Origin of the sequence: Mycobacterium botniense (assembly GCF_010723305.1) — a bacterium.
GTDB classification, from domain to species: Bacteria; Actinomycetota; Actinomycetes; order Mycobacteriales; family Mycobacteriaceae; genus Mycobacterium; species Mycobacterium botniense.
Genome location: NZ_BLKW01000002.1, coordinates 1500028 through 1514681, shown reverse-complemented (window position 1 = coordinate 1514681; position 14654 = coordinate 1500028). Strand labels below are relative to the sequence as shown.

At 67.6% G+C, this 14654-nt stretch carries 15 protein-coding genes, 1 tRNA gene and 1 pseudogene; 4 read left to right on the top strand and 13 right to left on the bottom strand.

Annotated features, from left to right (window positions below; genetic code table 11):
- Positions 1-14: 14 nt before the first annotated feature.
- Together G6N08_RS07015 and G6N08_RS07010 are read right to left on the bottom strand one after the other, a co-directional pair.
- A complete protein-coding gene (locus tag G6N08_RS07015) occupies positions 15-500 on the bottom strand; it encodes an NUDIX hydrolase (RefSeq protein ID WP_163755548.1) in 486 nt (161 codons plus the stop codon).
- A gap of 5 nt (positions 501-505) precedes the next feature.
- Entirely contained in the window at positions 506-1861 is a 1356-nt protein-coding gene (locus G6N08_RS07010; RefSeq protein WP_163755546.1) for a WS/DGAT/MGAT family O-acyltransferase, read from the bottom strand.
- A 502-nt stretch (positions 1862-2363) separates the two neighbouring features.
- Here G6N08_RS07010 and G6N08_RS07005 point away from each other — a divergent pair.
- Positions 2364-4508, top strand: coding sequence for a PE family protein (locus tag G6N08_RS07005; RefSeq protein WP_163755544.1), 2145 nt, complete (start codon positions 2364-2366; stop codon positions 4506-4508).
- Between the two features lie 230 nt (positions 4509-4738).
- Here G6N08_RS07005 and G6N08_RS21290 read toward each other — a convergent pair.
- From G6N08_RS21290 to G6N08_RS06975, 7 genes and pseudogenes are all read right to left on the bottom strand, one after another.
- Positions 4739-4834: pseudogene (locus G6N08_RS21290) on the bottom strand (hypothetical protein); the annotation flags it as partial.
- A 28-nt stretch (positions 4835-4862) separates the two neighbouring features.
- Positions 4863-5003, bottom strand: coding sequence for a hypothetical protein (locus G6N08_RS07000; RefSeq protein ID WP_246216631.1), 141 nt, complete (start codon positions 5001-5003; stop codon positions 4863-4865).
- Positions 5004-5686: 683 nt separating this feature from the next.
- Positions 5687-7231, bottom strand: coding sequence for an exosporium protein (locus tag G6N08_RS06995; RefSeq protein ID WP_163755542.1), 1545 nt, complete (start codon positions 7229-7231; stop codon positions 5687-5689).
- 21 nt (positions 7232-7252) lie between these two features.
- Complete coding sequence (locus G6N08_RS06990) at positions 7253-7834, bottom strand: hypothetical protein (RefSeq protein ID WP_163755540.1); 582 nt, start codon at positions 7832-7834, stop codon at positions 7253-7255.
- Positions 7835-8522: 688 nt separating this feature from the next.
- A tRNA-Ser gene (locus G6N08_RS06985) sits at positions 8523-8613 on the bottom strand.
- A gap of 29 nt (positions 8614-8642) precedes the next feature.
- Positions 8643-9101, bottom strand: coding sequence for a nucleoside deaminase (locus G6N08_RS06980; protein WP_163755538.1), 459 nt, complete (start codon positions 9099-9101; stop codon positions 8643-8645).
- Positions 9098-9610 (bottom strand): tRNA adenosine deaminase-associated protein, encoded by a 513-nt coding sequence (locus tag G6N08_RS06975; protein ID WP_163755536.1) that lies wholly within the window; start codon positions 9608-9610, stop codon positions 9098-9100. The genes G6N08_RS06980 and G6N08_RS06975 overlap by 4 nt, the downstream gene beginning before the upstream one ends.
- 132 nt (positions 9611-9742) lie before the next feature.
- On the opposite strand from G6N08_RS06975, the gene G6N08_RS06970 reads away from it, so the two are divergent.
- Positions 9743-10687, top strand: a complete 945-nt coding sequence (locus tag G6N08_RS06970) for a prephenate dehydrogenase (RefSeq protein WP_246216705.1) — start codon at positions 9743-9745, stop codon at positions 10685-10687.
- Here the strand turns inward: G6N08_RS06970 and G6N08_RS06965 are convergent.
- The gene (locus G6N08_RS06965) at positions 10650-11177 is read right to left on the bottom strand and encodes a putative glycolipid-binding domain-containing protein (protein WP_246216704.1); all 528 of its coding nucleotides are present in this window, start codon (positions 11175-11177) and stop codon (positions 10650-10652) included. The two genes, G6N08_RS06970 and G6N08_RS06965, sit on opposite strands and share 38 nt — an antisense overlap.
- 336 nt (positions 11178-11513) lie before the next feature.
- Between G6N08_RS06965 and G6N08_RS06960 the strand changes: the two genes are divergently transcribed.
- Positions 11514-11864: a LapA family protein gene (locus G6N08_RS06960; protein WP_163755532.1), complete on the top strand. Its 351-nt coding sequence runs from the start codon at positions 11514-11516 to the stop codon at positions 11862-11864.
- Positions 11865-11907: 43 nt separating this feature from the next.
- Here G6N08_RS06960 and G6N08_RS06955 read toward each other — a convergent pair whose 3' ends face one another.
- From G6N08_RS06955 to G6N08_RS06945, 3 genes are all read right to left on the bottom strand, one after another.
- Entirely contained in the window at positions 11908-12513 is a 606-nt protein-coding gene (locus G6N08_RS06955) for a histidine phosphatase family protein (RefSeq protein WP_163755530.1), read from the bottom strand.
- 169 nt (positions 12514-12682) lie between these two features.
- The gene (locus tag G6N08_RS06950) at positions 12683-13264 is read right to left on the bottom strand and encodes a hypothetical protein (protein ID WP_170301268.1); all 582 of its coding nucleotides are present in this window, start codon (positions 13262-13264) and stop codon (positions 12683-12685) included.
- 116 nt (positions 13265-13380) lie between these two features.
- Entirely contained in the window at positions 13381-14064 is a 684-nt protein-coding gene (locus G6N08_RS06945) for a class I SAM-dependent methyltransferase (RefSeq protein ID WP_163755528.1), read from the bottom strand.
- A gap of 36 nt (positions 14065-14100) precedes the next feature.
- Here G6N08_RS06945 and G6N08_RS06940 point away from each other — a divergent pair, with 36 nt between their 5' ends.
- Positions 14101-14568 carry a MarR family winged helix-turn-helix transcriptional regulator gene (locus tag G6N08_RS06940; RefSeq protein ID WP_174813258.1) on the top strand — a complete coding sequence of 156 codons (468 nt, stop codon included), beginning with the start codon at positions 14101-14103 and terminating at the stop codon, positions 14566-14568.
- Positions 14569-14654: the final 86 nt, after the last annotated feature.

Sequence of the window (14654 nt, the reverse complement as noted above, 5' to 3'; positions counted from 1 at the left end):
AAGATACCGCCTGGTCAGTCGCTTTCCTGCAGGCCCGCCAAAGCTGGCTGCGCCATCAATCGATCCAAGAAAGCCACCTGGCCCTTGACCAGCTTGGTACGGGCCACGGCCACCGGAAACCAACCGACCCGATCGACCTCGGGGAACTGTCGCATCCGCCCGGACCCCGTGGGCCACTCGAGTTCGACGGTGTTGCTGTGCGCGTCGGCGATGTCGAGATCAGCGGGCACGGCGAACACGGTGACGACCTTGCCGCCGGGTTGTTTCAGCGCGCCGAGGTCGATGTGCGGCCCACACGGCACGGGTAGTCCGATCTCCTCGGCGAACTCGCGCTGCGCGGCCACCCACGGATCTTCGCCGGGGGTGTATTCGCCTTTGGGGATCGACCACGCGCCGTCGTCCCTGTGCGCCCAGAACGGGCCGCCCGGATGTGCGATGAGCACTTCGACGACGCCGCCGCAGACCCGATATGCCAGCACACCCGCGCTGAGTTTGGGCATGGGTGCTACACCCCGGTCGCGCGTTCGAGGTCGCTCAGCGACGTTTCCAGATGCACCAGTAGCCGCTGCAGGTGCGGCACACTGCGCCGGCATCCAACGAGGCCGAAATCGAGGTTGTCGGCGTTGTTGACCACGGTGATGTTCAGCGCCTGCCCGTCCAGGGCGATGGACAGCGGGTAGTTGCCGTCCAGCCGTGCACCCCGGCAATACATCGGCTCAGCCGGTCCCGGCACGTTGGAGATAACGATATTGAACGGCGGTGGCGCCGAGGAGACGAACCCGGGAATGGCGGCCAGGCCCAGCGGCGCGATCGTAAACGCCGACACTGCCAGCGCCTGGATGCGCGGCAACTCGGCGAACACGGTCTTACTGCGGCGCATTGACGCGCCGATCGTCTCCAGCCGTTTCGCGGGGTCGCTGGTGTGGGTGCCCAGATTGCACAGCAGCGTTCCCACCCGGTTGCCGCCGCTGTCGGACTCGTCCGCGGAACGCAGGCTGACCGGGACCATCGCGATCAACGGTGTGTCCGGCAGCGCGTTGTGTTCAGCCAGGTAGTAGCGCAGCGCGCCTGCACACATGGCCAGCACGACGTCGTTGACAGTCACCCCAGCTGCCCGCTTGACATTTTTGACCCGGTCCAGCGACCAAGACTGGGCCGCGCAGCGGCGGGCTCCCCCGATCTTGACGTTGAACATGGTGCGGGGCGCCGCGAACGGCAGGGTCAGCTGTTGCTCCCACAGCGCCGCACGCGTCAGGCGCAGTGTCGACGGGCCCAGTGCCGCAACAGTTTCCGCCGTCCGGATGAGCGACTGCAACCGGGACGAGGTGCCCGGACGCGGCTCCTGCCGCGGCAGAGTCCATACCGTTCGCAGCTGGCGGTCCCGGGGGTCAGCCGACAGCGCGCGCTGCATCAGCCGCAACGCCGACACACCGTCGATCAGGGCGTGGTGGAACTTGGTGTAGATCGCGAAGCGGCCGTCGTTGAGCCCCTCGACCAGATGCAGTTCCCACAGCGGGCGGTGGCGGTCGAGCAGGCTGCTGTGCAGGCGGGACGTCAGCACCAGCAGATCGCGCACCCGCCCTGGCGCGGGCAGGGCGGATCGGCGCACGTGGTAGTCGATGTCGATGTCCTCGTCGTAGGTCCAGCCCAGGTTGGCGATTCCGCCGAAGATCGTCGCGGGACGCTTGCGGAATGCGGGCTGAACGTCCTGGCGGGCGATCATGTCGTCATAGATCTCGCCGACGAACTCCGAGTCCGCCCCCTCCGGCGGCTCGAACAGCTGCAGGCCGCCCGCATGCATTGGGTGCTCGCGCGATTCGAACAGCAGGAACATCGCGTCGACGGGCGAGATCAATTCCATCAGCCAATTACAGCCGGGATATGTGGGCGGGGGAGCACCAATCTGGGGAAAGGACGAGAAGGTTATGAAGTGGCATCCCGACGCAGGGAGATTGGCGCAGGCGGTGCCCCCAAGGTCGCCGGCATATCTGTTGCCGCGGGTATTTCCACCCCGGTGGTCACGAGCTGCTGAGCTGTCTCCAAGCAGGATTTCGGATTCGACAGCGGAGCCGCGTGAGCGGTGCCTCAGCGGCCAGCACCAACCCGGCCGCCTGATGGTGGGAGAGGTTATCGCGGACCCCCGGGATCACGGTTCAGAGCATGTACCAGCAGTGTCCGCACTCCCCACAAACCGTTTCAGCCACACAAGTTTTCAATTTCCCCACACGCAGCATCGCTCACGCTACTGCACTGGAGTAAATTGCAGTTCCGTCAGCTTAAGGATGACCAAGCCTCTATCGTGTTCATTAATCATGCTCAGGTTGGCCAACGTGTTGGTCTGCTCAGGGGAGGTGGGGTAGGTCATGGCTGGTGGTTCGCGGAGTCGGCGGCAGCGGCGTCAGGCGGGTGGGGATGCTCGTCGGCGGCGGGTGGTGGTGCGCGGTTTTGGTGTGGGTGCGGCGGCTGCGGGGTTGGTGGTGGCCGCGGGTGCTACCGCGCCGGGGGCGCGGGCCGACATTGTGGATGTGATCATCGATCCCATTATTGATCCGATGATGAGCGCGCTGAGTGCGGGGATGAGTGATCTGGGTGGGGCCGCCGCGGCGCTGGGTGTCGGGGGGCTGGCTGATGTGGGGTCGGCCACGTCGGTGTCGGTTGATCCGCTGGGCGGAGTGGATGCGGCGCTGGTGGGGGTGGTGCAAGACCTCAACAACGTGGTGAACGGGGTGGCCCAGGATTGGATCACCAGCCCGATCGGGGGGCCGGTTGATGAGGTGATCAACACCCCGTTTGTGTTGGTGTTTGGCCGGGATTTGATTGGTAACGGGATCAATGATTTCACCGGGACTAATGATTCGCTGTTGGGTAGCTCGGGGTTGTTCGGCAATCTGGGGGATGGCGGGTTTTTGATCGGTAACGGCGGCACCGGGGCCACGGGGGTGATCGGGGTTGATGGGGGTGCCGGCGGGATTGGGGGGTCGGCCGGGCTGATCGGTGATGGGGGCGCCGGCGGTGCCGGGGTTGATGGGGGTGCTGGTGGTGCGGGGGGCACCGGTGGGTGGCTGCTGGGCAATGGTGGTGAGGGGGGTGCTGGTGGGGCCGGAGTCAACGGTGGCGCCGGCGGGGCCGGGGGCCTAGGCGGGGATGCCGAGTTATTAGGCAACGGGGGCGCTGGCGGAGCTGGCGGGGCTGGAGCAGCGGGTGTGCCCGGTCAGACCGGCGCTGACGGCCTACCGGGCGCTCCAGGCGGCGCTGGCGGCACCGGTGGAATTGGAGGTGACGGCGGCGCCGGCGGAGACGGCGGCACCGGCGGTATCGGCGGATTTCTGATCGGCGACGGCGGCAACGGGGGCGCGGGCGGCGCCGGTGGCGCCGGCGGTATCGGCGGCACCGGTGGTATGGGGGGCCCGGGCGCGGCCGGGGCTGATGGTGGCACCACCGCGGTCGGCGGCACCGGTAGCAGCGGGGGTGTCGGTGGTGATGGCGGAGCCGGCGGCGCCGGCGGTAATGGCGGCGCTGGTGGTGCAGGCGGAGCCAGTTTGTTATTTGGGCAGACCGGGGCCGGTGGTGACGGTGGAGCTGGTGGCGCCGGCGGCACGGGCGGTGACGGTGGCATGGGTGGCACCGGGGGTGCTGGGGGCACTGGAACCGCCGCGGGTACCGGTGGTGAGGGCGGTGACGGCGGTAACGCAGGAGCTGGTGGGGCTGGCGGTGAAGGCGGGGCTGCCGGGATCGGGTCACACGATGGCAGCGTCGGCGCCAACGGTGCCAGCGGCACCGCAGGAAACGGCGGTATGGGCGGCACCGGCGGCACCGGGGCTGCCGCCACCGTGGGTGAACTCAGTGCTGGCACTGGCGGGAGCGGCGGCGCTGGTGGGGAGGGTGTCGTCGGTGGCACCGGCGGCACCGGGGGGGTGGGCGGTGCCAACGCCACAATCGGCGGCACCGGTGGCACAGGCGGCGCCGGCGGTACCGGGGGTGCTGGTACCGTGACCGCGGGCAGTGGTGGTACCGGCGGAGCCGGCGGTGAGGCAACCGGATCACTTGGTATCGGCGGGACCGGCGGCACCGGTGGTACGGGTGCTGCCGGTGCGGCTGGTCAGGTCGGCGGCGCCGGTGGTACCGGCGGCGCCGGCGGTGACGCCACAACCGTAACGGGCACCGCTAGTATCGGCGGCACCGGCGGCACCGGCGGCACCGGCGGTGTCGGCGGCACCGGAACCACGCACGGCGCCGATGGTGGTATGGGCGGTCAAGGCGGTATGGGTGGCACCGGTGGTATCGGCGGCACCGGTGGTACGGGCGGTACCGGCGGGGCTGGTGGTAACGCCACCGAGTCCAGCGGTATCGGCGGCACCGGCGGCACGGGTGGCACCGGGGGCACCGGAGGAACCGGTGACGGTGTGGCCGGGACGGCCGGCTCGCCTGGTGCGCACGGTGCGACACCCGCCGGCCCCACCGGCGGGGCCGGTGGGGCCGGCGGCGCCGGCGGGACCGGCGGCAGCTAACCCCCGCAGGGAGTCGGCAGGTGGGGTCTCCTCCGCTTCGGCGGGGGCGACCCCACCATCGTTGCGCGGCCACGTGCGAACGACGTGCGATGCACCCGAGGGCTGGGTGGATTTGCGCCAGCGTGCACCCCAGATCGCGCTGCACAGCCCATCTCGGTGGATGCCAACCCGATCAACGGGCTCCGCCGACAGATACTCCCGTCGAATGGCGCGCACCCACCCCGCCACGAGATGGAACCCGTCCAGCCCACCCGCTCGGCGATCACCGTCGCCGCCATCTGCGGATAGGCCACCACCAATGCTCGAATGTGCGGCTCGGCCGCGCTGGTCGCCGAATCGACCGGCCCGCCGCTGTCACGTCGGCGGCTCGTCACTGGCTGAGGCCGCGGCCACCATGCCATGCGCGATGCCCCACTGCCTGGCAATGGCCCGCTGCGACAAACCCTCGCTGCGATGAAGATGCCGGATCAACGCCCAGGCCTCCACACTGATCACCCATCCCATCAGATCGGGTGGCGTCCTGTTCGACCGTCGCTTCCGGCCGAGTTTTCAACCTCGCCAACACCGGTCGCAGAACGCGGCGGCCCTCTTCGACAGGTGTCGCGTGTGGGGGTCTCGACGACAGAGGAAAGACAGAGGAAAACGAGTCCGGGCGCCCCGTCGTGTCAGCGATCGCCCCACATTTGTGGGCGCTGTCAGTCACGGAATTCCCCCACCCCGACCGTCACGTCATTGCCCGCCCTGGACGGTATATCTGCCCGGTGTGAACCGCGCTGGAAGGTTGCCCTGCATCCGTTGGCTGACGGATGCAAACATGCTGATACCGAAAAGACGTAGCGCGATGCTCGGCCCGGTCGAATTGTTCGCTCACTGGCACGCTGGCGGCTTGCAGGTGGCGTTGTCGGTATCAGGATGGATCGGAAGACCGTTGCCCGAGCGGCCCATCGGAAATGTCACGGCAGCCGCTGCTCCGGTCGCCCAGGTCGGTTGATGTCGTAACCGGCTTCGTGTGGGGCGACGGGAATTCGCCGGCAGCGGCAACACCGAGCCGACGGAACCGATCCGCGGCATGTCTCACGTCCCGGCACTCATGGTTTGGGGCCTCTCCCGCCAAAGCGGGAGAGGCCCCAACGAAGTGACCACCGAAAGCAGCGGCCTAGGCTTCCGGCGCAGCCGGGCTAGCTGCCGCCGGCCCCGCCGGCGCCGCCGGCCCCACCGGCCCCGCCGGTGGCGTCGGTGGGTGTCACACCGGGCTGACCAGCCGAGCCGGCCGTCCCGGCCACACCGTCACCGGTTCCTCCGGTGCCCCCGGTGCCACCCGTGCCGCCGGTGCCGCCGATACCGCTGGACTCGGTGGCGTTACCACCAGCCCCGCCGGTACCGCCCGTACCACCGGTGCCGCCGGTTGCGGTACCGGTGCCACCCATACCACCTTGACCGCCCGCGCCACCATCGGCGCCGAGCGTGGTGCCGGTCCCACCGACACCGCCGGTGCCGCCGGTGCCACCGTTACCGCCGATACCAGCGGTGCCTGTCGCGTCACCGCCGGCCCCGCCGGTACCACCGGCGCCGCCGACCTGACCAGCCGCACCGGCCGCACCCGTACCGCCGTCACCGCCGGTCCCACCGGTGGTGGCGTCAGCGCTAGTGGCACCACCGGCGCCACCGGTACCACCGGTACCCGCGGTCTCGGTGCCGGCCCCACCGGTACCACCGTTACCGCCGGTGCCTCCGGTGGCAAGCGTGGCCGAGTTCGCGCCACCGGCCCCACCGGTACCGCCGGTGCCGCCGACATAACCCTCACCACCGGTACCACCGTTACCGCCGGTGCCGCCGGAGCCAAGCGCACCGCTCACACCCGCCGCACCATTGGTGCCACCGGCCCCACCGGTGCCACCCATACCGCCGTTCCCTTCGATACCGCTGGCGCCGTTGGTCCCGGCCGTGCCATTAACGCTCCCGGTGCCCGCGGCCCCGCCTTCACCACCGGCGCCACCGGCCCCGGCGTTACCACCGGCGCCGCCATCACCACCGGTCCCGCCGGTACCAGACACCAGCAGCGAGTTGGCGCCACCGACTCCACCGGTGCCACCGACACCACCGTCACCGCCGATACCGCCGGTCCCGCCGGCGCCACCGTCACCACCGGCCCCGGTGTAACCAAAGATGCCGCCGACACCACCATCGCCGCCGGCACCACCGGCCCCACCGACACCACCGGTGCCACCATCACCGGCGCCACCACCGGTGCCGCCGTTACCCGCAGCAGCCGAGCTGGTGCCGGCAGCCCCGGCCCCGCCGGCACCACCGGTGCCACCGACACCACCGGCACCGCCATCACCACCGGCCCCACCGGCGCCACCGGCACCGCCATCACCGATAAACGAGCCCGCAGCCCCGCCGGCGCCACCGGCCCCACCGGCGCCACCGGCGCCACCGACCCCGCCGTCACCGCCGGTCCCACCGGCGCCGCCCGCACCGTCATTGGTGCCCAACACACCGGCCGCGCCCTCCGTGCCGGTTGTGCCCGTGGTGCCGGTCGCCCCGGCCGCTCCGGCCCCACCGGCGCCACCGGCGCCGCCGTTACCGAACAACACCGCCGAACCACCCGCACCACCGGCCCCGCCGGCCTCACCCGCGGTGACAGCGTCCCCCCACCCCTCACCACCATTGCCCAGCAGCAACCCACCGGTGCCCCACCAGCACCCCATCCCCACCCCCATCACCGATCCCCCGGCACCCCATCAATGGCCACCCGTGGCCCTGGTCCCGTTACCGATCAAAAACCCGCCATCCCCCAGATTGCCGAACAACCCCGAGCTACCCAACAGCGAATCATTAGTCCCGGTGAAATCATTGATCCCGTTACCAATCAAATCCCGGCCAAACACCAACACAAACGGGGCGTTGATCACCTTATCAACAGGCCCCCCGATCGGGCTGGTGATCCAATCCTGGGCCACCCCGTTCACCACACTGTTGAGGTCTTGCACCACCCCTACCAGCGCCGCATCCACTCCGCCCAGCGGATCAGCCGACACCGACGTGGCCGACCCCACATCAGCCAGCCCCCCGACACCCAGCGCCGCGGCGGCCCCACCCAGATCACTCATCCCCGCACTCAGCGCGCTCATCATCGGATCAATAATGGGATCGATGATCACATCTAAAATGTCGGCCCGCGCCCCCGGCGCGGTAGCACCCGCGGCCACCACCAACCCCGCAGCCGCCGCACCCACACCAAAACCGCGCACCACCACCCGCCGCCGACGAGCATCCCCACCCGCCCGACGCCGCTGCCGCCGACTCCGCGGACCTCCAGCCATGACCTACCCCACCTTTCGTGCTGTGACCGAAGCCCAGTCAACCTAAGCTTTGACTGAGAACACGTTAAGCCTCTCTGCTGTCTGCGCGTGTGTCAATACTTTTGTGTTGATTTCACGCCACGTTGGTGACATAGACGGACGTTTTTCGACGAGCGGTGGTCCTGGGGCCTCCGACAGACGGCGGATCTCATCCGGGCGTCGGTTAGTTCCAGTCAGGGGCGGCAAACGCGCTGTGCGCCAGGTGCCACCTGATTTCGGCGTGGATCGAGTGAGTGGGCCACGGCTCCGCCTTCGTGGTGCACCGCTGTGCCGCGCCGGGATGGGACTTGTGGTTGTGGCAGACGCAGTGGCGGGGCGATCTGCTGCGTCCCGTATATCTGCGCCAGCACTTTCCCGGGAGGCCGGTATGCAGGCGCGTCCCGTGGCGAAGTAGCGTGGTGGTCACCGACGACCGCAGCCAGTGCGGATCGAAGTCGGTGCCGGTGCGCTGAAGCACGCGGCGGATGAGGTCGTAGACCGTGGCGTAGGTCCACGGCTCTCCGAACGGACCCCCAGGTTGACCACCATGTCGCCGCTGTCCGGATCGGCGTATTCGCGGTACAGGTAATCGCCGTAGAGCCGGATCAGCTCCGATGTCAAGGACACCCAAGCCTCGAACGTATCGGTCACCGACAAAGCGATCATCTCATGGCGGTGGCGGAGGGATTTGAACCCTCGGACGGGGGTTACCCGTCACACGCTTTCGAGGCGTGCTCCTTCGGCCGCTCGGACACACCACCGCCGAGCAGCTTACCGAACCGGGCTCCACTCACCCCAATCGCTGGCGGGCAAAGAAGTCGTGCAGCAGCGCGGCGCACTCGTCGGCCAAGACGCCGCCCCGCACCTGCGGACGGTGGTTGAGCCGACGATCCCGCACCACATCCCACAGCGAACCGACCGCTCCGGTCTTGGGTTCCCAGGCGCCGAACACCAGGCGCTCGATGCGGGCCAGCACCAGCGCGCCGGCGCACATCGTGCACGGCTCGACGGTGACCGCCAGCGTGGCATTGCCCAGCCGCCAGCCGCCGCCGAGCACCTTCGCGGCTGCGCGGATCGCCAGAATCTCAGCGTGCGCGGTGGGATCGCCGAGTGCCTCGCGGGCGTTGACCGCACGGGCCAGCTCGGTTCCATCGGCGGCGACGATTACCGCACCCACCGGCACATCGCGCGGACCAGCGGTAGCGGCGACCGCCAGAGCAGTACGGATGAGGTCTTCGTCGGCGATCACCGACCGAGGCGCTCGAGCACCGCCGCCAGTTCGTCGGCAAAGCCCATCTCACGTGCGATGCGGCCCAGTTGCTCGTCGGCGTACAGGTCAGTCTCGTCGAGGATGACGCCCAGCACCGCTTCGGGCAGCCCGATATCAGCCAGCAACCCCAGATCCCCTTCCTCGAAGGGCTCCGCGTCTTCGAGATCTTCGGGGTCGATGTCAGCGTCCAGGTTCTCCAGAACCTCCGCGGCGATATCGTAGTCCAGCGCCGCGGTGGCATCCGACAGCAGCAGCCGCGTTCCCGATGGCCCGGGACGCACGATCACGAAGAACTCGTCATCGATGTCGAGCAGCCCGAAAACAGCTCCTGCGCTGCGTAACTCCCGCAGCTCCGTCTCGGCTGCCGTTAAACTCGTCAACGCCTTGGAGCCCATCGGATAACAGCGCCATTTCCCCTCTTCGCGCACGACGGCAACACCGAAACCGTCGGGCGTATCCGCCTGCGAGGAGGCGCGCTGTGCTCCCATGCGCGCAACGCTAGTCGGTGTGCAGCCCCTTGACCAGCCGATCGAGCGTGGGCCCGCGAGATCATCACGCGCCGGCCCATTGGCGGAATGTGCCAACCTTGGACTGTGGCTAGGAGTGTTCTCGAGACACCGGTGTGCGTGCTCGGGCTGGGTCTGATCGGTGGTTCGATCATGCGGGCAGCCCGAGCGGCGGGCCGTGAGGTGTTCGGTTATAACCGCTCGGTGGAGGGGGTGGCGGCTGCCCGATCCGAGGGCTTTGACGCCACCACCGAAATCAGCGAGGCGCTGACCCGAGCCGCCCAGGCCGACGCCCTGATCGTGCTCGCCGTTCCGATGCCGGCGGTGCCGGCCATGCTCGCGCACATCCGGGCATCGGCTCCGAACTGCCCACTGACCGACGTCACCAGCATCAAGAAGCCGGTCCTCGACGAGGTCATCGCGGCGGGGCTGCAGGCGCGGTTTGTCGGCGGCCACCCAATGACCGGCACCGCGCACTCCGGATGGTCGGCCGGGCATGCCCGGCTCTTCAACGGAGCCCCCTGGGTGATCAGCGTCGACGATCATGTGGACCCCGCAGTGTGGTCGATGGTGATGGCGTTGGCGCTGGACTGCGGGGCTATGGTGGTGCCAGCCAGATCCGACGAACACGACGCCGCTGCTGCAGCCATCTCGCATCTGCCGCACTTGCTCGCCGAGGCGCTCGCTCTCACCGCCGCGGATGTTCCGTTGGCCTTCGCGCTGGCCGCTGGCTCATTCCGTGATGCAACCCGGGTTGCGGGAAGTCCGCCCGATCTGGTGCGCGCGATGTGCGAAGGCAACTCCGAGCATCTGGTGCCGGCGATCGACCGGGTCATCGGGCTGCTCGGGCGCGCCAGGGATGCGCTGGCCCGCAACGATTCGCTCGCCGAGCTTATCGACGCCGGACATGCGGCGCGTACGCGCTATGACAGTTTCCCGCGCACCGAGATCGTCACCGTCGTCATCGGAGCAGAAAGCTGGCGCGAAGAACTGGCTGCCGCAGGCCGGGCCGGCGGGGTGATCAGATCCGCTCTGCCAAGCCTGGATAGTCGACGATGAACCCGTCAGCGTCGATGTTGAGAGTGGTGTCGGCGACCGGCGACTTCACCTCGATTTGCTCGAGACTTCGGGAGTCCGCGTTGCTGTAGCTGACGGTGGCCGCGCGCACGGACATGTCAGGCAGGCTCACATAAACCATCGGCAACGTGATGGAGTCCGGCCGCTGGTGCAGACCGGTGCGGCGGATCGCCAACGCGTTGAAAAACGGGCTAAAGACCACGTCGACGTCGAGGGCGCCGTTGTAGCCTGCCCGCGACTCCCCGCGATGGTCAGTCACCAGCCACATGTTCTCCTCGTCGCGGGCAATGGAAAGCTGGCGCTCTCGTTCGGCCAGCGTGACGGTCAGCCCGATTCGCTTCGTGGCACCCGTCTCGTCTGTCTGCAGGTCGTAGTAGGCGTGAAACGCCGGATTCGTTTCCGCAGCGGCCGCCACGATCTGCCCGTTCGCCTTGATTCGCTTGCCGGACACCTGCACCCGCACTGATTCCATGCGTGAGATGTCGTGCGCACGCCAGGTCAGGATGGCGGGCCAGACGCTCCGCGCCGCATCACACTGGGCTGGGTTCACGCGTATACCGTAGGCGACCGGCTCCGCCGGCTTTCGTCCCGTGGTGACGAGGGCATGATCAGCGGCGTCGGTGGCGGTGAGCGCGGCGGGCGATCGCGGGCACACGGGGTCTGTGCAAATCCGGCGGCACGCGCGCGTGGCTGGTGCCCGCCGCCGGGGCGGTGTGGATTGAGCGGGACGCCGTGGTTCGCGAGGCGGTGCGGCAGGATCAGGTGCCGTGTGGTTTCTTTCCGCGCGAGAACGAGCAAGGATGACGTTATGAGCAGCAATCCCCCTGCCTCGCCCGATCAGCCGCCTCGCACGACAGCATCGGCCGCGAAGCACGACACGGACGCGACCCGGGGCGCAGCGGTCCCGTTCACCCGCGCCGGCGCCGTATGGTCGGCGCTCGCCATGGGGTTTCTGATCCTCATCGTGCTGCTGATATTCATCACCCAGAACACCGCGTCGGCACAATTTACGTTTCTGGGCTGGCGCTGGAGCCTGCCACTGGGAGTGGCCATCCTGTTGGCGGCCGTGGGCGGCGGACTGATCACTGTGCTCGCCGGTACCGCACGGATCTATCAACTGCGCCGGGCCGCGAAGAAGAACACCGCGGCCCGACGGTAGTCATGCAGGTGTGGGCGCACGCCGGTGTCGCCATGGCGCCCAGCTAGCGGCGGTTTCGCGGCAGGAGGTCCCACACGTGTTCGGTGCAGTTAACCGTGACCACGGTGGCCTGACCGGTACGAGAGAACAGCAGACGCGTCACCGATACATAGTCGATGGGAAATGACAGCAGCCTTTTGGTTCCCAGAATTTCGTGCAGCACCACATTAATCACCCCACCATGGCTGAACACCGCCACGGTGTCCTCGTGATCGGCCGCGGTGACGACGGAGTCAACGGCCGCACGAACTCGCGCCCGGAACGCATCCTCGTCGACCGAGCCGGGCAGGCGCCCCTCAGCCAGCCGGGCCCACTCCTGCGGGTACTCAGCACGGATGTGCTCAAGAGGGATATACATGGGCAGGCCACGGTCGTATTCGGCGAGCCGTTCATCGACCTCAACAGGCAGGCCACATTCGGCTGCGACGGGTTCTGCGGTCTGGACCGCACGCCGCTGGGGACTGCTCACAATTCGGGAAATGGGGAACCTGGCCAGCGCTTCAGGCAATCGGGCGGCCTGCTGTAATCCTTCGCCGGACAAAGCGGGATCTGAACCCTGGCCGTGTTCGCTGCGAAGCGGCAACGCGTGCCGCACCAGAAGCAGTTGCATGTCGCCATTCCTGTGGTCGGGTCGATCTGTGTAGGTTCCCAGATCACTCGGCAACAGGCATACCCACCCCAGTGCGCGAACAGAATTCGTCCCTCGAGATATCCCGCAGAACCGGCCAATTGTCAGCGCGGCCGGGTGAAGCACCCGACCGCGCTGGTCGTCGACGATCTCAGCTCTCGGCGAGCGCGCTGTGCAGCGACGTTGTGGCTTCGGTAATCGCAGCCAAGACCTTGGTTCTGGCATCGGCGAGCTTTGCTTTCTGTTCATCGGTGCCAGTCCAGGCGATCTTTCGCGCCAGTCCGGCGAGCTCGACGAGCCCCCAGCGGATCTTGATGACATCGCCGAACTGTGCGGCCTGACCCAGAAACGCGTGTGCGGTCTCGCTGCTGATCCCCCGCCACGCCAACATGTTGTTGCCGAACTCGGTCAGGCTGGCCACGCCGTTGTCGACGGTCACCAAGCCCCGGCCGGCGAGCAGTCCGATCGTCAGCTCCACGATGTGCTGGGGCGGAGTGAACGCGCCGTCGGTCGCCTCGGAGACTCGTTGCACAATCTGCGCAGCGTCAGCCGGGCCGTCCAGCAGCAGTGCCAGCGTGCCCAGCGCTGCCCGCTTGAGAAAGCGCGGCCGCCCGAAACCGCGCTTACCAAAACCGAAGCCAAAACCCGGCCCGCCAAAACCGAGCCCGCCAAAACCCGGCCCGCCATAACCGAAGCCAAAACCCGGCCCGCCGGGAAATCCACCATAAACCATGTCTGCCTTCCTTCCTGTGATGGCGATCGCCCCGCGGTCGCCACACCCAGCCTAATCAAGTTTGTTGATATCAGTCAATGTAGTTGATCTAACTGATTGGTATACATCGATCGATGTCAACCCAAATGTGCCGACAACAGCCAGGCCGCAACGGACTTGCGGCCGTTGGGTGCGGCTTCGATCTTCATGCGCGGGGCACCCGGCACCTCGGTGTAGCCTTCGGGCCAATTGGCATAGATGCGGGCGGGCTTGATCTCGTCGATCACCCAGTACTTCGAGACCACCTGTCGCAGTTCTTCTTCGGTCACCGCAAACGGCGGCCCCTGTGGGATCGCGGCCTTGTCGAAAACCAGCACAAAGTAGGACGCTCCCGGTTCCGCAGCTCGGACAATCGATTGTTGGTATCCCTCCCTGGCCTCAACGGGGATGGAATGGAACAGGGTGCTGTCGACGATGGTGCCGAACCGCCCGTCGTATCCGGTGAACGAGCTGATGTCGGCCACCTCGAAGCTGGCGTTGGCCAGTCCGCGCTTTTCCGCCTCACGGCGGGCCAAATCGATAGCGGTCGGCGAGGAGTCCAGCCCGACCGTGGTGTATCCGCGTTCAGCGAGATACAGCGAAATCGCGGCTTCCCCGCAGCCGACATCGAGCACGTCGCCGTGAAACTTGCCGGCCTCGATCAACGCCGCCAGCTCCGGCTGGGGTTCACCAAGGCTCCAGGGCGGACGCACGCCGTGTCCGATTCGGGTGGATTCACCGCGGTAGACCTCATCAAATTCGAATCCAAAGGCGACAGTCATGGGTCATTGATATCAATATACTTGATATGTGTCAAGATGTTTGACATGTCGGAATACGAGGATCAGCCGTTGGGCTACCTGCTCTATCGCGTCATGACAGTGCTGCGGCCCCAGGTGATGAAGGAACTGGGACCGCTCGGACTCGGCTTACCGGAATTCGTGTGCCTGCGAATTCTGTCTGCATTTCCCGGGCAATCCAGTGCGGAGCTGGCCCGAAACACCAACGTGTCACCACAAGCGATGAACCTGGTGCTGCGCGGCCTGCAAGACATGGGCGCGGTCACACGACCGGCGACGGTCCCGTCTGGCCGGGCACTGCCCGCCCGGCTTACCCGAAAGGGCCGGGCGCTGCTGAAACGCGCCGAGGAGGCCGTGCACATTGCCGACGAGCGACTACTGGCCCACCTCACGCCCACCGAGCGCCGGGAGTTCAAGCGGCTCCTCCATGCGGTGGGTTCGCAACCGGTCGACACCGTCGCGCCCGGCCCACCATGCGCGGGTTAACGCTCGCCGGAACTACCCGGCACTGTCATTCGGTCCGGCACCGCGCGGAGAGAATGCTATTCTCCCGGCGGAGAGTGAGGTGTTCG